Source organism: Methanosarcina hadiensis (assembly GCF_046529725.1).
GTDB lineage: Archaea > Halobacteriota > Methanosarcinia > Methanosarcinales > Methanosarcinaceae > Methanosarcina > Methanosarcina hadiensis.
Genome location: NZ_CP136241.1, coordinates 2,141,198 through 2,159,249, shown reverse-complemented (window position 1 = coordinate 2,159,249; position 18,052 = coordinate 2,141,198). Strand labels below are relative to the sequence as shown.

Annotated in this window: 17 protein-coding genes and 1 tRNA gene; 11 read left to right on the top strand and 7 right to left on the bottom strand. The window is 39.1% G+C overall.

Annotated elements, in window-relative coordinates:
- Positions 1–255 precede the first annotated feature (255 nt).
- Entirely contained in the window at positions 256–960 is a 705-nt protein-coding gene (locus RSJ42_RS09180; protein ID WP_410510265.1) for a hypothetical protein, read from the top strand.
- A 796-nt stretch (positions 961–1,756) separates the two neighbouring features.
- Here the strand turns inward: RSJ42_RS09180 and RSJ42_RS09175 are convergent.
- Both RSJ42_RS09175 and RSJ42_RS09170 read right to left on the bottom strand, forming a co-directional pair.
- Entirely contained in the window at positions 1,757–1,924 is a 168-nt protein-coding gene (locus RSJ42_RS09175; RefSeq protein ID WP_410510264.1) for a hypothetical protein, read from the bottom strand.
- A gap of 362 nt (positions 1,925–2,286) precedes the next feature.
- Entirely contained in the window at positions 2,287–2,442 is a 156-nt protein-coding gene (locus RSJ42_RS09170) for a hypothetical protein (RefSeq protein ID WP_410510263.1), read from the bottom strand.
- A 676-nt stretch (positions 2,443–3,118) separates the two neighbouring features.
- Here RSJ42_RS09170 and RSJ42_RS09165 point away from each other — a divergent pair.
- A complete protein-coding gene (locus RSJ42_RS09165) occupies positions 3,119–3,634 on the top strand; it encodes a YIP1 family protein (protein ID WP_410510262.1) in 516 nt (171 codons plus the stop codon).
- A gap of 719 nt (positions 3,635–4,353) precedes the next feature.
- On the opposite strand, the gene RSJ42_RS09160 is transcribed toward RSJ42_RS09165, so the two are convergent.
- A complete protein-coding gene (locus RSJ42_RS09160) occupies positions 4,354–5,031 on the bottom strand; it encodes a class I SAM-dependent methyltransferase (RefSeq protein WP_410510261.1) in 678 nt (225 codons plus the stop codon).
- Between the two features lie 194 nt (positions 5,032–5,225).
- On the opposite strand from RSJ42_RS09160, the gene RSJ42_RS09155 reads away from it, so the two are divergent.
- Positions 5,226–5,486 (top strand): hypothetical protein, encoded by a 261-nt coding sequence (locus tag RSJ42_RS09155; RefSeq protein ID WP_410510260.1) that lies wholly within the window; start codon positions 5,226–5,228, stop codon positions 5,484–5,486.
- A gap of 364 nt (positions 5,487–5,850) precedes the next feature.
- Here the strand turns inward: RSJ42_RS09155 and RSJ42_RS09150 are convergent, their stop codons facing one another.
- The 3 genes from RSJ42_RS09150 to RSJ42_RS09140 form a co-directional block, all read right to left on the bottom strand.
- Positions 5,851–6,006 carry a hypothetical protein gene (locus tag RSJ42_RS09150; protein WP_410510259.1) on the bottom strand — a complete coding sequence of 52 codons (156 nt, stop codon included), beginning with the start codon at positions 6,004–6,006 and terminating at the stop codon, positions 5,851–5,853.
- Positions 6,007–6,902: 896 nt separating this feature from the next.
- Positions 6,903–6,987, bottom strand: a tRNA-Ser gene (locus tag RSJ42_RS09145).
- 159 nt (positions 6,988–7,146) lie between these two features.
- A complete protein-coding gene (locus tag RSJ42_RS09140) occupies positions 7,147–7,896 on the bottom strand; it encodes an FKBP-type peptidyl-prolyl cis-trans isomerase (protein ID WP_410510258.1) in 750 nt (249 codons plus the stop codon).
- A gap of 739 nt (positions 7,897–8,635) precedes the next feature.
- Here RSJ42_RS09140 and nikR point away from each other — a divergent pair.
- The 4 genes from nikR (at position 8,636) to RSJ42_RS09120 (ending at position 11,925) form a co-directional block, all read left to right on the top strand.
- On the top strand, positions 8,636–9,058 hold the full coding sequence (gene nikR / locus RSJ42_RS09135; RefSeq protein ID WP_410510257.1) for a nickel-responsive transcriptional regulator NikR: 423 nt from the start codon (positions 8,636–8,638) through the stop codon (positions 9,056–9,058).
- A 190-nt stretch (positions 9,059–9,248) separates the two neighbouring features.
- Complete coding sequence (locus RSJ42_RS09130; protein ID WP_410510256.1) at positions 9,249–9,818, top strand: GNAT family N-acetyltransferase; 570 nt, start codon at positions 9,249–9,251, stop codon at positions 9,816–9,818.
- Between the two features lie 246 nt (positions 9,819–10,064).
- Positions 10,065–10,613, top strand: a complete 549-nt coding sequence (locus RSJ42_RS09125) for a GNAT family N-acetyltransferase (RefSeq protein ID WP_410510255.1) — start codon at positions 10,065–10,067, stop codon at positions 10,611–10,613.
- A gap of 148 nt (positions 10,614–10,761) precedes the next feature.
- Positions 10,762–11,925: a calcium/sodium antiporter gene (locus RSJ42_RS09120; protein ID WP_410510254.1), complete on the top strand. Its 1,164-nt coding sequence runs from the start codon at positions 10,762–10,764 to the stop codon at positions 11,923–11,925.
- Between the two features lie 342 nt (positions 11,926–12,267).
- Here the strand turns inward: RSJ42_RS09120 and RSJ42_RS09115 are convergent, their stop codons facing one another.
- Positions 12,268–12,672, bottom strand: a complete 405-nt coding sequence (locus RSJ42_RS09115; RefSeq protein ID WP_410510253.1) for an ACT domain-containing protein — start codon at positions 12,670–12,672, stop codon at positions 12,268–12,270.
- A gap of 245 nt (positions 12,673–12,917) precedes the next feature.
- On the opposite strand from RSJ42_RS09115, the gene RSJ42_RS09110 reads away from it, so the two are divergent.
- The 4 genes from RSJ42_RS09110 to RSJ42_RS09095 all read left to right on the top strand — a co-directional run bounded on the left by RSJ42_RS09110 (position 12,918) and on the right by RSJ42_RS09095 (position 17,862).
- A complete protein-coding gene (locus tag RSJ42_RS09110) occupies positions 12,918–14,309 on the top strand; it encodes an alanine/glycine:cation symporter family protein (protein ID WP_410510252.1) in 1,392 nt (463 codons plus the stop codon).
- Positions 14,310–14,379: 70 nt separating this feature from the next.
- Positions 14,380–15,753 carry a COG1361 S-layer family protein gene (locus RSJ42_RS09105; RefSeq protein ID WP_410510251.1) on the top strand — a complete coding sequence of 458 codons (1,374 nt, stop codon included), beginning with the start codon at positions 14,380–14,382 and terminating at the stop codon, positions 15,751–15,753.
- 83 nt (positions 15,754–15,836) lie between these two features.
- On the top strand, positions 15,837–17,042 hold the full coding sequence (locus tag RSJ42_RS09100) for an ABC transporter permease (RefSeq protein WP_410510250.1): 1,206 nt from the start codon (positions 15,837–15,839) through the stop codon (positions 17,040–17,042).
- 10 nt (positions 17,043–17,052) lie between these two features.
- Positions 17,053–17,862: an ABC transporter ATP-binding protein gene (locus RSJ42_RS09095; protein WP_410510249.1), complete on the top strand. Its 810-nt coding sequence runs from the start codon at positions 17,053–17,055 to the stop codon at positions 17,860–17,862.
- The last annotated feature ends 190 nt before the right edge of the window (positions 17,863–18,052 follow it).

Sequence of the window (18,052 nt, the reverse complement as noted above, 5' to 3'; positions counted from 1 at the left end):
AATTACCTCTTGTAACTTAAAACTTGTTTGTATAGTCAAGAGTTCGATATTAGTAAGAATATTAGGTAGATTTAAAGAAATGATCTTGGGAGAATAAGTTCATCAAAAATCAAAGTTACGCTGATGCATCCCATAGCAAGCTAACAGGGCGTTTGACTGAAATAAAGCGATTAAATGATGGGTAAGCAACTATAACATGCAAAATAAAAACAATATAAATTTATACATCAAATTAGTGAAATTCATTTGATTGTTATGTATCAGGATAACAAAGAATTTAAAATTAACATAGATGAATCTGCGAAAGTTTGGAAATATATGGATTTTACAAAATTTGTTTCATTATTAGAGAAAAAAGCTCTTTTTTTTGTAAAAGCTGATAAATTACTTGATCCTTATGAAGGTTACTATTCACTAGCTAACGTGAATACTGATCCTTCGCTTGTTTCGAGGTATGAACTGCTTCAAACGTTCCGAGGCGAAGTTGGTGTGAATTGCTGGCATGTGAATGAACATGAGTCTGCAGCTATGTGGAAACTATATTTAAAAAGCGATGAAGGCATATCTATTCAATCAAATTTTAAAAAATTAAAAGAATGTTTTCATTGCTGTCAACGAATCGTCTATATTGGAGAAATTAACTATGTTGATTACGATACTTTCGAAATACCTCAAGATCCTTATGCGTTTTTTATGCATAAAAGGAGGTGTTTTTATCATGAAAATGAAATTAGGGCCCTCATTTCAGATGTAGCCGAAGCTGATACTGTTTCTGAAAAAGAGGTTTTTGATGAAATTGGAGCTTATATCCCTGTTGATCTAGGAATATTAATAGAGAATGTATTTGTTTCTCCAACTTCACCTAAATGGTTCTTAGATTTGGTGAGGTCTATTTCGAAAAAATATGAACTTGACAAAGAAATAGTCAAATCTAGTCTATTTGATAAACCAATGTATTGAAAAATTCTAGTTTTAAGTTTTTTAATCTTCAAGAATCCAAGATCCCAGTAAAATCAAACTATTAATATATTTTTTGAGATGATCTAATAAAAAATAAACATTTAAATTGTTCTTATTAAACAGACTATAAAAATGAAGAAAATGATATCCTTTAGATATTCAAATTGAAATAAAGAAACGCTGAGAAATATTAATGATGGCCTGTCAACGCGTCCTTAACATTTTTGTTAGCCGTTCTCATAATAGCAATATTATTAATTTCAGCGTGTTTATTAAGAGGGGCTAAAATGCAAAATAATTTGAGGAGTATGATTCATTTAAAAATGGCTAGCTTTTTTCATTCCATAAAATCACTATCGTAGTAACTATACTATTTTTTGTTTCTATTAACAAAAAGATGTTCACCTGCTCTTTTCTAAGATATTTTTTCGACAATTATCTTTGAGATTATATAATTTACAATTGCAGAACAACCACACATCTGTTAAAATGCAGTTTCGGTATTAAGTTTTAAGCTATATCAACCCTAGAAATTGAGGTAGCTTAACAAACGACAACGGAGAGGTCTCAGAGTGTTGTCAAGAAATAGTTATCAGTAGAAGAAGTAAAGGAATAGAGATAATTACCAATTCGCTGATAAAAGTTAAACCAATGTGCTGAAAAGAAAGTAGAAGCGCTTATAGGATTCTTAAAGGAATATACAGTAAAAAAGTGCAGGATAAAGAATAAAATTCATTATTCTTCTTCCTCAGAACTATATTTAATATCAGCAAGACATCGATTTATCTTCATGTACTCAAACCATTTGTTTGCCTTTTCCTTTGAATCCTGTTCGCAGGTTGTTGTTCTTGGCTATTTTGTGATTTTCGTCGCATTTAAGCCTTTTATCGGTTTTTGCGTTATATTCCTTGGATCTCTCTTTAACGGCGCCAGAATGTCTATTTTCATCGATATTTTTTACCATACTTATCCCCCATAAAATTTTGATTTAATTACTGGATATACTTATGATGAAATATTTAATAGTTTCGGATCATGAAAATTAAGCTTAGTTTCGTCTGTGTTTTTTGTCGTTTATTTCTTCCCTTTTCCTTTAATTCCTTTCCGCGGGTTGTCTGTGCTGGTCATAATTTTGTGTTTCTCATTGAACTGGACCCATTTATCGGTTTTTGGATTATATGCCTGTGACCGGCCCTTAACAGCTCCAATTCGTCTTCAATCACCAGTATCTTTACCATGTTAAATCCCCCTTAAATCCCCCTTTTAAATTAAGAAATTCGCGAATTAACCAGATCTCCAGTGCCTGATATAACAGGTCATTAACAGTTATCCAGACAGTGAATGAGAATCTTCATCTTCGCTCATTTTATTCTGAGATTCAAGAAAGCACCTGAGGGTGCAGTAAACAGCTTTTTCTTCCATTTTTTCCAGGACGGTAAACTCATTACCGCAAACAGGACAAATTTTCCTTACGTATCTCATTTTATATCACTGATCCCTTATTTCACATCAGATAGCTTATTAAAAGGATTCAGGCTGTTTTTTGAAAGTAAGAAAATCAAATATAATTATGGATTAATTCCAGGTCTGCATTAACTGGGAAAAGCCAGTTTGCGAAAGTTCAGTATTTTTTGTCAAATCCAGCTATCTTTAACTTCGAAATATTTTATTCTGCTAATTGAATAATATTTTTTGCAGGTATTTTTTACAGGTCTCTTTTGCAGATTACCTTGCCGAAAAGAAACAATTATTTGAAGTAATATGAGCTGACTCAAACTCAAAATTGCTTCTCTGAGCCAGGCATTTTGAACAATCAAGCCAGTAATGGTACTTATGAGACATCAGGCGATTTCTCTGACTTCGCTTTTATGTTTGTGTCTTAATTGGCGTCCAAGGCACAAAGTAATTAAAGCTATTAGCATGCTGTAGAAACTTAATTTAAGTATGTCCATAAAACCACCCTTCACTTTGAATATAAATTAAATGAGTCAAAAGGTTATAAATTTATTGACGTTTTGTGCGGCGAATAGGCAGGAAAGAATATTTACATAAAGTTTTTAGAAAAATAATCTTAAATTCTTATTTATCTGCATGATTTCACATGAATCCGAAAGATCATTTATAAATACAACTGTGTAAATTATTTATTATAACTCGCATGGACTATTTTAAAACCTGGAAAGAGGTTATGCGAAATCCATCTCATTTTTTCAGGGAAATGCCAAAGACCGGAGGATATTTTTATCCTGTTGTTTTTGCAGCAGGCAGCGCTGCCATAAGTACATCTCTTCACTTGCTTTTTACCGAGGAGCCGGAAAGTGTTAGAGAGTTCTTCTCTATGTCACCAATGGCTGCTGCTGTTTTCATGGTTACTGTGAGCATCCTCGCTCTCTTCCTGGATGCTACAGGGCTTCATATAGTCTATAAAGCCCTTGGAGGAACAGGAACCTATGAAGGCACTGCACGATTCGTACTTTACTCGTCTGCTTCAGCATCATTAATCTGGGTCCCTCTAATCGGCTGGATTTTTGGAATTTACCAGATGTATCTCTACATTGTAGGCGGCAAGTTTGTACATAATATCAGTATGGAGAGATCTACGCTGGCTTTGTTTTTGTTTATCCTGCTTCTCGTCGTTTTTGTAGCGCTGGCTATTTTAAGCGGGCTTATCTGAGTCTATTATTAACTGTTGCCGACTCTGCTATCTTTCCGGCAATAGTTTCCAATTTTCAGGTTCTTAAAATTCCTCAAACTTTAACTTTTTTCCTCTCTTACTATATCGTAATACATCCTTTCCTCTCTCCGGTTACGGATTGGGCTTACCACTGCTGTTATTAAACCACACTACTTTGTTTTCATAACTCGTGCCGATTTTATTGGTTATGTTATAAAGGTAAATATTACCATTTGATGCCCATACTACTCTATCGCCGTAAATCTCAGGATTAACTCCTGTTCCGAGCCTGGTCTCCTATTGGGCTGATGCAACTATGGAAACCATAATTAAAAATTGAAAGACCAGTGCTATCAAAAAAAGTTTGTGTCTCACCCATCCCCCCCAGATTAAAGTTATAACTTTACAAACAGCTGCTATATATCTAGCCCCATGCCGGTTATAATGGAACGATTTGAAATCAATAAAAGCTACAAGGTATCCATTGTCTAACGTAATGATTTATTTCTGCAGCTCCATTTATAGTACAAAGGTAGCTAAAAAATATAAACTCATCATTATAAAAGCAATTTTAAGTAAAAGTTACTATGCTCTGGCAGATTGGAATATTCGAATAAAAATACTTTTTACAGTTCTGATTGAGAAAAAGAGCGAACTGTAAGCATGTGGGAGACGGACCTGATTTATTGAACAGGACCTGCAGGTGTATAATCCCCGGTTTATACCGTTTTTCTTCCAAACATCACTGCGAACTGATAATATTTATATATGCAGCTGACATCACAGAAGCCTGCTTCTTTAAGCCAATCGAGCTGCTGGTCCAGTGCTATATCTTTATCAAGCTTTGCTCTTTCATAACCAGCCTTTATTTCCTCTTCTGTCAAACCACTATTTTCGACATGCCGTCTCCAGGTTGTCTTGTTCAGTTTTTCTATAAAAGGGGTTTCTCCATGTACCTGGTCAGCATTGATAAAAATTCCGTTGGCTTTAAGGACGGAATAACTTTTTTTGTATAGCTGCCTTTTCTCTTCGTCTTCCAGATGGTGGATAGAAAGGGCAGAAACTACCATATCGTATTTTTCTGTAAAACTGTATTTTGAATAGTCTGCTGCGATATATTTTACTTTAGAGTTACCTTTGAACCTCTCTTTTGCCATATCGAGCATTTTTTCCGAGATATCGATAAGAGTAAATGATGCTTCAGGATATCTTTTCATTAGAAACGAGGATAAAAGCCCTGTCCCGGCACCCACATCAAGTATATCTGGACTTTCCGTATCTGCTGATGCTATGGATGCGGATATTCCATAAAAGTCATCGAAACAGGGTATTAGCTTCTTTCTCTGCTCATCATACTTTTCTGAAACCGCGTCAAACTTTTTTTGAATTTCGCTCATGCTTTCTCCGGATCTTGCGCTCAGAAACGGCGCTTCATTTACTTCTTATTGCATATACTTTGTACTGGATACCATTAATTCATTTTGACATGTTAATCTGTTCTTAATTCAATTCAACTTTTTAAACAAATACTTATAACTCTCTACATAGCTCAAAAAATAATTTATTTATATTTTACGGCATTGTTACATTCATGTACTGCGAAGATGAAGCGGCAGAGAGTAACGATAAGAGCAACGATAAGAGCAGAGAATTTGGCGTACTGGGAAATGTCCTGAGAGAACTGCAAAGAGAGGAACTGGAGTATACCGAGACCTGCCAGGTAGAGGCTTCAGAGTCCAGCGTAAATGAAAAAATGTTAAAGTCTATGGCGCAAATCAATGAAACATTAAAAGAAATTGCGGAAACGCAGAAGAAAATATTAGAAGAAATTCAAAAGAATATGTCCGGATAAGCTGCGTTTTATTTCCCAGCACATTGGCCAGCTTTCAGTTCCCATTTTTTGTTTTCTCATTCCCGGTATTTGATAAAACATGCATGAGAGTCAGTAAAAGGATATACAGAAAAGTAATTTTGGGGAGTGGGGTAAATACTAAAGAGGTCTTGTCCAACATAGAGAGATTTTTACATACGATTGCTCCCCACAACCCACTAAATATAATGGTCCAGTTGTATTTATACTTCACTTATGAAACGATAATCTAGAAGGATCTAAAAGGGTGATTTCTCTTCATTATTTTGGCAAATACGCCGATATAAGTTATTGTATAATGAGTTTATTACGAAGAGTAAGAGAGTTTCTGAGCTAAAAATCCTATTTATTCTTTCAGTTTCATAGGCTCTCCACAGCAGTCCATATCCCCGGTGCAGCCCATAGAACAACGTTCATCCTCACACTCGCTTACTACTTTTAATTCGAGCCCGCATCTTTCGCAGATAAGGGTCTGGCCCTGTTTCAGATTGGTGCAATTCATTATATTCCCCCTCGATATATTTGACAGAAAAATATGTAAGTCAGGTTGAAATTGGTTTTGAAACAATAGTTCTGAAAATTGATCTGCGAACTGAAAAACCCCTAACTAAAAAATCCCTGACTGAAAAACCCTAATCTCCCAAATACTCCCTCAAGTCTCTTTTTTGCAGCACAAACCTTAACGGAAGCATTTGCTACGGCTTTTACGAATGCGAGTACTAAGTGTTTATCAAGAGAATCAGGAATTATATGGTCTTCTGAAAGCTAGCCTGCAGTTTTAATTTTTGTGAGCACACAGGCTATTGCCATTTTCATCTCAGGGGCTATCTCAGGGGCTTTAATCTTTTTATTGTTTTTCCAGATAACTTATAGAAATTTTATATAAAACATTTAGTATCATTTTCCTATTCTCTATTGGTTCCAATGTCTTATGCTATCAAATCTCTCTTCAGTTGAAGATATAATCTGTTAAAAAATAATGTCCAACTATCTTAGAAAATTTTAAATATTATAAAAGTAATTAAGAAAATACAAGTTATATATAACTTGAAAAACGGAAAAACGGAAAAACGGTTTCTAATAATAAGATGTTCAGATAATAAGTAAGAGTCTTAACTTTCAATTCCTATTTTTTCAAAAAATTTTTTAGATCCCTTAAATGGCGTCGAAAAGCTGGAAAAGTAGCTTTTTCAAAATTCAAAGGTTGATTTCCTGATTTTCTTTCCAGTACAGATTATTAAACCAATGAACAGAAAATATTAAACCAATGAACAGAAAATTTTTTAGAAACTAAATGTTGCTTATTCTGCTCGTTTTAAGTGCCGCGATTTGTATAAATTCGGATGTTAAAAAATACGAACAAAAAAGTGGTTTTTTCTTAAATACTCTTGTGAGTTACGCTGAGGGGGAGATTCGAACTCCCGTAGCGCGTAGCGCTACCGGTTTTCAAGACCGGCGCCGTGGTCCGCTTGGCTACCTCAGCACGTTGAAAATGCGAATTCTTCTGGCTCTCCGGACAGGTCTGGCAAATCGCCCTGACATCCCGGCAAGCGTATACAGAGAACCTGATTATTATATATAAAATTTGCGAAGAGAAAGGACTCTTCGCTTTTCTGTAAAGCACAGATAAATTATTCCTGAATTATTCCTGTGTCTCTGAAGGCTCTTCTTCAGCTTCAGCATTAGCTTCGGCTTCGGGCTCTGCAGGTACAGGGACTTCAGCTTCAGCTTCGGCTGTGAGCTTTTCTATGAGCTGAACCTCTTTGAGCTCTGCGTACTTAAAGAGTTCGGACGCCACCCTGTTCTTTGCCATGAGCCAGCGCTGGTTAAAAGTCAGTCCGGTGGGGATGTATATTTTTGCGACGCCGTCAGCTATTTCGACTTCCATGTCGCGCATACCGGTGTAGAGTGCGAGAAGACCCTGTATCTTTTCTACGACCTCTTCAAGGAGCTTTTCAATGGTGTACTCGTAGGTAACGGTCTTGCCTGCAAGAGGGCTGTTAAAGTCTACAGTAACTCTGCGCCCTATAACCCTGCTGACAACTCCTCTCTTGCCGTCAACTTCTACTGGCATGCCCGGGTGAACGTTCCTGTCCTGGAGCTTTGTTATGGAAATGGTCTCAATGAGCTTTGGGTTGCTTGGACCGAATGCTTTTTCCGGCGGAATTGATACTGTTCCGGAGTATCCTGCTTCCTTTCCTTCAAGATCTTCGTCAAGACCCTCAATAGTGTGCCCTGCCCCGACAATAACAACGTCTCCACCGTAAAGCCCGCGGGGGTTATAGATCTCTTCCTGTTTGGCAAGTTCTTCGTTTGTTGTGTCAAAAATCCTGCCGTCCTCAAACCTACCTGTGTAGTTCAACTTTATGAAATCGCCTTTCTGGATTGCCATAATTCTCATCTCTTTTACTTAATCAATTAAATGTGATAAGCAAGGAAATTATCCTTTATAACTAAATTCCGGATATTTAAGTAAACGCGTTCCACGCTATAGAACTCTGGCTTTAATAAGCTTTTTGGGAATCAACAGGGTTACTTAAAACCTTACAGATCATCGTAAAAATATTTGTCTGCAAGAAATTCTTTTTAAATCAGTGTCTATCGCCGCTATATTTAACTTATGGGAGAAATTCTTTCCGGATGAAGAAGGAGAATTTCATTTTCATTCTTACCTTAAAAATTAGATTTCAGGACAAAATACCCTTTTTTTCCATTCTGTGAGGCAGCATGGAATTGGGCGGTAAAGATCTGGTGGGAACGGGCTGTCAAGTTTACATCGTAAATCAAGCTTTTATATCGATTACATTTATACTATTTTTATACATATTATGTATACTTATGCTATTTTTATATATTTTATATTTATACTACTTTTATCCCTACAAAAATCATTATAAAGCTTTGTTTATCTCACCTTTTGGTCTTTGCTCTCTGCATTCTTTCTCTTCTTTTTTATGCCACTGAATATGATAAAGTGTTAAATATAACCTTGAATATTATATTTTATGGGGATCAGAAAACATATATCGGATTTTATCTGTTTGGGTAGTCTGTTCTGGGCCTTCATTCAGCTGGATAGCCGATACTATAAGGAACCTGACAGAAAGAATTTTCCATTTCAGGAGGGGTGTATGGAAAAAAAGCTAATGAGAATAGGAATTTCTCTTCCAGGGGAGCTTCTCGGTAAATTTGATAAAACTCTTACGAAAAGGGGTTATTCGTCTCGTTCTGAAGGAATAAGAGATGCTATAAGAACTTACAACCAGCACTATGAATGGATGCGGCAGATAAGGGGTCAGAGAGCTGCGACAATCTCAATTGTCTATGATTGTTCCAAAAGAGGAGTAACAAGCACCCTCGCAGAGATACAGCACGAGTACATGGATATGATAAATTCCTCTGTACATTTCCATATGGAGGGCGATCTGTGTTTTGAGGTTATAATTCTGAAAGGGGAAGGAGAGAAAATCGTAGAACTGGCCCAGAGAATCCTGAGTATAAAAGGAGTTAATCATTCAAGACTGACAACTATGCCTGAAGAGAAGAATGAATAATTGAGATTATAGTAATCAGGTTTCCCTGGTTATACGACGGCATAATTCATCGGGCAGTCATTTTTAAAACAGTTTCGGGAAGTTTTGAATATAGGTCCAATCAGGCGGGTTCGGTTTCAACATCCATTTAACGCCACTTTATAAATATTACTTATTTTACTTTCTCAAATTCAAAAACTCGGGGAATAATATGGGGCTAATAAACATTCGCGCAAAACCCGATGCTTATTTAAGAAATATCAGTAACTTACTCCGGGATATTGCAGGAGCCTATTTATTGAAAGATTGGAAGCAAATAGAAAAAGAAAATGTCGAGACTTCTAATGACATTATGCTTCCGGAAATCCTTAGAATTCAGGCAGAGGGATTCAAATATGAAAGACAGGGAGAAATTACAAAGCACTCAAAGAAATTCAGAGAAATATTTTATGTAATAAAGAATCAGGATAAAATAGTCGGTTACTGCGCATACTACCTGAAACCAATGCTTTCGTTCAAAGGGCTGAAAAAAAAATCGGTAATTTTTTCAATTGCAATTGATAAAGAGTTCAGGCACAAAGGGTTTGGCAGAAAGCTTCTGGAAGAAAGCATAAAGGAGATGAAGGTAAACAATGTGTCAGCTATTTCTCTGTATGTGAACATAAATAATACTCCTGCTGTAAAACTATATGAAAAATCAGGTTTTTTAGTAGTCAAAGAAGTGGAAAACGTGTGCGGGAAAAAAGAAAGATGCTATAAAATGGAATTTAAACTCTTTTAATCCAATTTCCGTGAGTTTTCTTCGCAGATTTTTACGACCATTTTTAATTCCAACCCCTTTCAGCAAATATTTTTTATACGATAGCTTTTTTTATGATAGCAATTTTTAGCTATTATAGAGTATATTCCGTTAAAATTATTATTTTAAGCATTTCAGAAATCCGAGGCTGTATTATCTGAGATCGTATTATGTAAATCAGGTTGATTATCGCTTAAAGGTGATTATATAGACAATAAAACGATCTATATGAAATTTATTTCGCCCTTAGAAGGTTTTAAGAGATTACTGCGTAACACTTTTGGTGTTTATCTTTTAAAAGAATGGAAATCCATTGAAAAGGAAGATATTGTCTTTGTAGATGACAATATACTTCCGGAGATTCTAAGAATCCAGGAAGAAGCATTTGATGGTAAAAATCAGAAAAATCTAATAAAGTACGCAAAAAAATTAAGAAAAATCTTTTACGTAATCAAAAACCAGGATAAAATTGCAGGTTACTGTGCTTACTACCTGAACCCTGAACTTTCTTTTGAAGGATTGAGAAAAAAATCTGTAATTTACTCTATTGCAGTAGATAAGAAATTTCAGGGAAAAGGATATGGAAGAAAGCTTCTTGAAGAAAGCATAAAAGAAATGAAGCTAAATGGGATATATTCTATTCTGTTATATGTAAACGTAGAAAATACACCCGCCATAAAGTTGTATGAAAATATGGGTTTCCAAATAACTGCAAAGGTAAAGGACGTATGTGGCCTGAGTGAAACATGTTACCTTATGGAGTTAAAACTTGCCTGATTAATTACCACTCCTTTTGGAAACCTTCCTGAGAACATCTCTAATTTCAGTTAAGTATCACAGCTGAATTTCCGCCCTTTTCTTCACATACATTTTTCCTTCCATATCCAAGGATATGTTTAAATAAAATTCTGGTTCACATTTCAATGTGTACCTGGTTGATATTCTCGTACTTATCGGCGGATTGTTGCTGCTCGTAAAAGGGGCAGATCTTTTTGTAGTGTCCTCATCCCGGATTGCTGAACGGTTTGGAGTCTCGGAGTTTATAATCGGTTTAACTCTTGTTTCAATCGGCACATCTGTGCCCGAACTTGCCTCTTCCCTCACGGCATCCTTTGAACAGGCAAGCGGAATAGTCATAGGCAATGTGGTCGGGTCAAATATCGCAAACATAGGATTGATAGTAAGTACTGCCGGTCTTCTGTCCACTGTAAAAACTGAAGAGTTAATGCTCAAAAGAGACGGCTATATAATGTTGTTTTCCGCCATTCTTTTCTTCCTGTTTATCCTGGATTTCAGAATTTCAAGAATTGAAGCCTTCGTTTTTCTTTTGATATATTTTGTTTATATTCTGTTCCTGCTCGACAAGGTCAGGAGGCACGAAGAGGATATTTATTTCAAAGGCTTTATGACTTATCTTATTAAGTTCGAATATGTATTCGATTTGAAAGAAAGAATTGAAACAGGTGTTAAAGGGCGAATCGAGAAAAAAAGATCAAATAAAGCCTTAAACGAAACTTACAGGGGAACGGAAGAGCCTGGAAAAGAAGAACAAAGTCAGTCAGAGAATGAAACTTACTCTGAAATTAAAGCCGAATATAAAACTGAAATTAAAAATGAAACTGAAGACCTTTCTGAGATCAGCCTCCCGATAGAATTTCTCAAGCTAATTGCAAGCGGAGTTGCCATAGTTATTGGGGCAAAGTATTTCATAGAGCAGTCAATTTTTTTCGCCCTGCTTCTGGAAATCCCGGAAACTATTATCGGTTTAAGTCTTGTTGCAATAGGTACTTCCCTTCCCGAACTGATGGTAACAGTTTCTGCATCCCGCAGCGGGTATGCCAGCATAGGTCTTGGAAATGTAATAGGGTCAAATATTACGAATACGCTTCTGATCCTGGGCTGTTCCGGGGTCGTCTACCCGCTTACGGTGACTGAAAATACTGTTTATTACATAACCCCTTTTATGCTGTTTATCAGTCTTTTGCTCCTTCTTTTTATCAGGACAGGCTGGAGAATAAAAAGGTATGAGGCACTTATCCTTTTCCTTATCTACTCTGGATTTATGGTTTTTATCTTCCAGCTTGGATGACCGTTAAGATTTCCGCCTCGCCCGAATTGCGCTTCGGGAGAACGCCGTCCTTTTCGGTCGCTTCGCTTCCTCAAGAGGACTAATTTTTGGGTTGAAATACACAAGTCCTGTCTCGGGAGGGCGGGGTCCCACAAGAGTTGCGTTTCTTGAGTCCGCTGTCCTTTTCGCTGCGCTCAAGAGGACTAATTTAAGAGCTATGGAACGACTTTAGATCAACGGCGGTATCGATAAATGTGGATTTACAATCGTTTCAGGGATAATAAAGTATTATCTGGCATATTCTGGAATAATATGAACTAATTAAAAGGCCACAAGATATAGTTAAAAAATATTCCGGTAAACTCAGGTTCTCCTGATCTCATGACCTGCCTGTGTAAGCGCTTCTGTAGCGCGTCTCAAATCTCTTTCCTTGATGAGGATATAATCGGTATCGTATGTTGAGATAGCGAATAAGCTGATATTGTTATCAGCGAGTATCGTGCTGATCCCTGCAACGATCCCTGTCAGCCCGAAATCGAGAGGTCCTTCTATTTTCAGGCTGCTCCAGCTCCTTTCAACCTTTATATTCGCAGGAATATTTCCAGGGATACTATTTTCCTGGCAGACGACGGAGAGTTCTTCCGGGGTTTGAGTAATCGAAAAGAAATCACTCTCATATACCCATGCAGGGACTTCAGAGATTTTTTCCAGCCTTAAGATGCTGAACCTGCCTTTAAGGACGCTTAAAGTTAGTTTGTTTTGCTTCATACAGGACTCCTTTTTTATAGCTATTTTTTATTTCAGATTCTATGCTTTGCCTGGATTTTTTCTCCTCATAATACCTGCATATCCCGGAAACTATTTTTGTGATCTTAACAGATAGCAGTATTAACTTTAAGATCACTTCAAACAAAATACTCACCTCAAGCAAACACTCAATTAACACTCAGTTAAAACTGCTTTATTAGCTTTTGACGCTTCCTTTTATATTTTATTTTCCGGAGCTGGCTTCGATGGAACTGCTGGGTATGGACCTGCTTGCTATTCTTACGGGAATTGATGAATTTATCTGGGGACCTCCTCTCCTGGTTTTGCTTGTAGGGACAGGATTTTTTCTTACCTGGAAACTTGGACTGATTCAGGTCTTCAGACTGCCTCTTGCCCTATGGTACCTTATTAACTCAAGAAAAGCCGAAACTGGAGTCCAGGGTGACATCTCGAGCTTTGCCGCGCTCAGCACAGCACTTTCCGCAACCATAGGGACAGGAAACATTGTAGGAGTTGCAACCGCAATAAAAACGGGAGGTCCGGGAGCGCTCTTCTGGATGTTTCTTGCAGCTTTTTTCGGGATGGCAACCATGTATTCCGAGTCTCTGCTTGCAGTCAAATACCGGGTAGTTGATGCAAATGGGCAGATGTCAGGCGGCCCTATGTATTATATCAAAAATGGGCTCGGGCATAAAAAATACAGCAGGGTCCTGGCCCCTCTTTTTGCTTTCTTCGGTGTAAATGTGGCGCTTTTCGGGATAGGTATCTTCCCGCAGGTCAATGCTATTGTTGACTCTGCAAGAATTGCTTTTAATGTCCCTGAAGTCCTGAGCGCATTTGTCATAAGCCTGCTTGTAGCTTTTGTAACCCTTGGAGGGATCAGGAGAATAGCCGCTGTTGCTCAGCTCCTCGTGCCTTTTATGGCTGTGGCTTATGTGCTTGGCTGTATTGTAATTATCGCGCTGAACCTTGAAAAACTCCCGGAAACCTTTGGCCTGATAATAAGTTCGGCTTTTACAGGGGCTGCAACAAGCGGAGGCTTTCTTGGGGCAGGCGTAATGCTTGCAATCAGGATAGGAGTAGCAAGGGGAATCTTTTCAAACGAGTCCGGTCTTGGGAGCGCGCCCATAGCAGCCGCAGCCGCAAAGGTCAGGGAACCGGCAAGGCAGGGTTTGATTTCCATGACAGGGACTTTCTTCGATACCATTGTTGTCTGCCTTATGACAGGAACCGTACTTATCATGACTGGTTCCTGGACTGAAGATCTTGCAGGGGCTTACATGACAAGTTATGCCTTTTCGACCGTACTTGAGGAAACCGGCAGCTATATCGTAACAGTCGGGCTTATATTTTTTGCCTTTACAACCATTCTGGGGTGGAATTATTACGGAGAACGCTGCACGGAATTCCTTTTCGGGGTAAAAGGAATTCTCCCTTACAGAATAATCTATATTCTTATAGTCGCCTCAGGAGCTTTCCTGACTCTTGATGTCATCTGGGTTCTTGCAGACATTGTAAACGGGCTGATGGCAATTCCAAACCTTATAGCCCTCCTCGCGCTGAGGAAAGTTATCGCAGCAGAGACCAGACAGTATTTTGAAAAACTAGGGTTGGAAAACCCGGAGATGAAAACATAAATTCCTTCGAATTTTAAAATGCATCTTAAACTTGAAGAATATATCCGGAAAAAATACAACCTGGTGAAGGTTGCAAACAAAGTGCAACGGTTATAAGTCAGGCATAGAGATTGTTAATCATAATATCCACCAGACCAGACAGGAATTGTTACACATGAAGTTTACCCTTCCAGAAAGAGACTCAGGGACTATGAAGACCGGAAATACAAAGTTTCATTTTGTATCTATGGTACTGCTAATAGCATCTCTCCTGATAATTTCCATCCTGACAGCTCCGGTTTCTGCGGCTGTAATCTCCGGAGATACCCATCTTCAGGTCGAGGTTGCAGAAATTACTCCGAATCCCGCAAGACCCGGAGAAGACCTGACTATTAAAATCAACGTTGAAAATACAGGGGATGAGCCTGCTGAGGATGTAATAATCGGGATCGAAGAACTTGACCCTTTTATCTTTAAGTACAGCACCTCAGGAGTTTACGGTTCAGGGACAAACACGGAACGCAATTTTTATATTAAACAGATAAGGCAGCGTTCGAAGGTCGAATTGAATTTCCATTTCAGTGTTTCATCAGGAGCCAGGTCGGGAGTCCACCAGCTCGAGTTTACTATCAAAGAAGGCGGTGAGACAAGCTTTTCAAGAAGGATCCCTATCCGCGTGGAAGGAAACCCTGACCTTGTTCTTGTAGGCACAGAGATCTTTCCTGCAAACGCGGATAATTCCTCTTCAGGAGCCCTCGTGCCTGGAGAGGAATTTTATCTCCGGACTCAGGTTAAAAATGCAGGGAACGGGAACGCAAAAAATATCCGCATAATGCTTGACCTGAATAGCTCTTCGCCCATGATACCTCTGCAGGATAATGTCTTTTTCATTGAAAACCTGAGTGCCGGAAGCTCGGGAAACCTGTCTTTCAAGCTTCTTTTAGGGAACAATGCACGGGTGCAGCCTTACAGGATCCCTCTACGCATAACCGCCTCAAATGAAGCTGAAACCCTTCAGATCAATAAGTCCCAGGAAATCGGGGTAAATGTGCTTAACCAGGCGAAAATTAACATTGCGAGCCTTAAGTTTGACCCTGAAATGCCTGAGAGGGGGCAGAGGGTTTCCATGATTCTGAGGCTGGAAAACGTGGGCGAAGGGGAAGCCCGTTTTGTTAAGGCAAGGCTCGAAGGGCTTGAAGGAAGCGGCAGCACAGATGCTTTTCTTGGGAGGCTCGAAAAGGACGATGACGCCCCTGCAGTCTTTACCTTTATTCCTGAAAGGTCAGGAGAACAGAATGTGACTCTGTTTGTTGAGTATGAGGATGATTTTGGAGACCACAGGCTCAGTGAGGATTTGAGGTTCAATGTTATCAGAAGAGGCAATAATGTTGTTCCATTTGTACTGGTGGCAATCCTTGTCCTTGCAGCTGCGCTTTTCTATCTGAAAAAGAAAGGTAAGCTCTGATCTGATAAACGAAAAGGAAAGTCAAATTCTGATTTGAGAAACTAATATAAAAGGCTTCAATAGGCCAGTAAGGACGCTCTATTATGCTCGAAAAGGCTAAAGTCTCCTTTTTTCTTGCCAGTCGCTCAATTGCGCGAGGCAATAAAGGTATTACAATCTTTACTGTCTTCGTCCTGACCCTGATATTTGTTCAGCTGGTGCTTTTCTCAAGTATGCTCGCAGGAGTTACACTCAAGTTTAACGAGCTCATGGTAGACTTTCAGACAGGAAACGTCGTGATAGAACCAGAGGAAGAGGAACGTTATATAGAGAATGCATCAGCTCTGCAAAAGAAAATAGAGAGTCTTCCTCAGGTAGTCGGGACTTCTGCCCGTCTTAAGACCACCGGAAACTTCCGCTATAAAGAAAAAGAAATAGGAGGAACTGTTTACGGGATTGATCCCGCAGAAGAAGCCTTTGTGACCGAGCTTGAGGGTTCCGTAATAAGCGGGGAATTTTTGAGCAGGCCTGACAGGGGTGAGATTATTCTGGGCAGGGAAGTTTCAGGAGGTTTTGATGCCCTTATGGAGTCAAGGTCCCTGGGGGGTGTTGAGGTAGGGGACACCATTGAACTAACTGTGGGAGGCAGGACACGGGAGTTCAGGGTAAAAGGAATTTATACAACTCTTTATTTCATGGCTGACGCCGGAGCATATGTTAACCGTGCAGATATGGAAGACATGCTGGGTATAGAAGGTAGAGATTTTGCCCAGGAGATAGCTGTTAAAACTACCTCAGGCACGGACGAGTACGAGACCAGAAATGAACTCCTTTCCCTTGGGATAAGGGAAAATATCCGTACCTGGCATGAGTTTGCAGGTATCCTCCGCCTGATTGAAAATACCCTTGGCCTTGTGAGGAACATAATGAACGCTATAGGGCTTTTGATAGCCTTTGTAATCATTTTCGTGGTTATTTACGTAAATATTGTGAATAAAAAGCGGCAGATAGGGGTCCAGAAGGCAATCGGGATAGAGCAGAACGTGATTGTTGCCTCTTTCGTGCTTCAGGCAATGCTATATGCAGGCACGGGAATCATACTTGGCTATGCCTTTGTGCGCTTCGGGCTTGTCCCTTACACTATTTCCCATCCTGTCCAGATCCCTCTCGGAGCTATGAGTTTGAGACTTGACGATGCTGAAGCTATAAACAGGGCAGTTCTTCTTTTCCTCGCCTCCATAGTAGGCTCTGTAATTCCTGCCTATAAACTGGCCCAGAAAGACCTTCTTGACCTTATCTGGGGTAAGTGAGGAGGAAATAATGGAAATAATAGAAAATGAAATGGAAAATGAGATAAAGAGCGAAATCGGGCATGAGCCTAAAAAAGTGACATATACAGCCGAGCAAGATATGATTGAGCCCGAGGTTGAAACGAAAACAAATCCTCAAAAAGCTGGCGATATAATTATCGAAGGAGCAGATATAGTCCGCACCTTTAAAATGGGTGAGGTGCAGGTCAGGGCTCTTAGAGGCGTAAATATAAAAATCCGGCGCGGAGAGTTTGTTGCGATTATGGGTTCAAGCGGCTCCGGAAAAACAACTCTCCTGAACCAGCTTGGGCTTCTCGATACCCCCAACTCCGGAAAAGTTATTATAGACGGAACTGACACTTCTCGCATGTCTGATAAAGAAAAAGGAAAATTCCGCCTCCATAACCTGGGCTATGTTTTCCAGGACTATGCACTCCTTCCGGAACTGGATGCTTCGGAAAATGTCTATATCTCTCTCATGATGCAGGGCAAAACAAAAGAAGAATGTGAATCTGCTGCCGCCGAAGTACTCAATGCGGTCGGGCTTGGCGACCGGCTTCACCAGCTACCTTCCAAAATGAGCGGGGGACAGCAGCAAAGGGTTTCTATTGCGCGTGCCCTTGCCCATAACCCAAGAGTCCTCTTTGCAGACGAGCCCTGTGCCAATCTGGATTCTCAAACCTCTAAGGAGGTGCTGGACCTATTCAAAAAATTCAATAAAGAGAATGGTCAGACAACCGTAATGGTCACACACGAGGAATGGCATGCGGCATATGCTGACAGGGTGATAAGGTTGAAAGATGGGGTTGTTATAGAGTAAATAAAAAGTCTTTCAGGAATTTTCTGCTCAATTTCTTCTATTCTTTTTGTGAAGAGCCGCCAGACAAGCTTGCGGAGGCTTCGATTCTGGATGAGATTAAAAAGCTTTTTCTGAAAAGATTGCTCTTGAAAAGATTGCTCTAATCCTTTAACCTATTCATCATACCGAACTGTTCTGTCACGCCTTAACA

Excerpts from the sequence above, each read along its gene's own strand:
- RSJ42_RS09100 (WP_410510250.1), top strand. The coding sequence starts at position 15,837 with ATGCTCGAAAAGGCTAAAGTCTCCTTTTTTCTTGCCAGTCGCTCAATT.
- RSJ42_RS09175 (WP_410510264.1), bottom strand. The coding sequence starts at position 1,924 with ATGGTAAAAAATATCGATGAAAATAGACATTCTGGCGCCGTTAAAGAG.
- RSJ42_RS09140 (WP_410510258.1), bottom strand. The coding sequence starts at position 7,896 with ATGGCAATCCAGAAAGGCGATTTCATAAAGTTGAACTACACAGGTAGG.
- RSJ42_RS09125 (WP_410510255.1), top strand. The coding sequence starts at position 10,065 with ATGAAATTTATTTCGCCCTTAGAAGGTTTTAAGAGATTACTGCGTAAC.
- RSJ42_RS09180 (WP_410510265.1), top strand. The coding sequence starts at position 256 with ATGTATCAGGATAACAAAGAATTTAAAATTAACATAGATGAATCTGCG.
- RSJ42_RS09165 (WP_410510262.1), top strand. The coding sequence starts at position 3,119 with ATGGACTATTTTAAAACCTGGAAAGAGGTTATGCGAAATCCATCTCAT.
- RSJ42_RS09110 (WP_410510252.1), top strand. The coding sequence starts at position 12,918 with ATGGAACTGCTGGGTATGGACCTGCTTGCTATTCTTACGGGAATTGAT.
- RSJ42_RS09095 (WP_410510249.1), top strand. The coding sequence starts at position 17,053 with ATGGAAATAATAGAAAATGAAATGGAAAATGAGATAAAGAGCGAAATC.
- RSJ42_RS09170 (WP_410510263.1), bottom strand. The coding sequence starts at position 2,442 with ATGAGATACGTAAGGAAAATTTGTCCTGTTTGCGGTAATGAGTTTACC.
- RSJ42_RS09160 (WP_410510261.1), bottom strand. The coding sequence starts at position 5,031 with ATGAGCGAAATTCAAAAAAAGTTTGACGCGGTTTCAGAAAAGTATGAT.
- RSJ42_RS09155 (WP_410510260.1), top strand. The coding sequence starts at position 5,226 with ATGTACTGCGAAGATGAAGCGGCAGAGAGTAACGATAAGAGCAACGAT.
- nikR (WP_410510257.1), top strand. The coding sequence starts at position 8,636 with ATGGAAAAAAAGCTAATGAGAATAGGAATTTCTCTTCCAGGGGAGCTT.
- RSJ42_RS09115 (WP_410510253.1), bottom strand. The coding sequence starts at position 12,672 with ATGAAGCAAAACAAACTAACTTTAAGCGTCCTTAAAGGCAGGTTCAGC.
- RSJ42_RS09130 (WP_410510256.1), top strand. The coding sequence starts at position 9,249 with ATGGGGCTAATAAACATTCGCGCAAAACCCGATGCTTATTTAAGAAAT.
- RSJ42_RS09150 (WP_410510259.1), bottom strand. The coding sequence starts at position 6,006 with ATGAATTGCACCAATCTGAAACAGGGCCAGACCCTTATCTGCGAAAGA.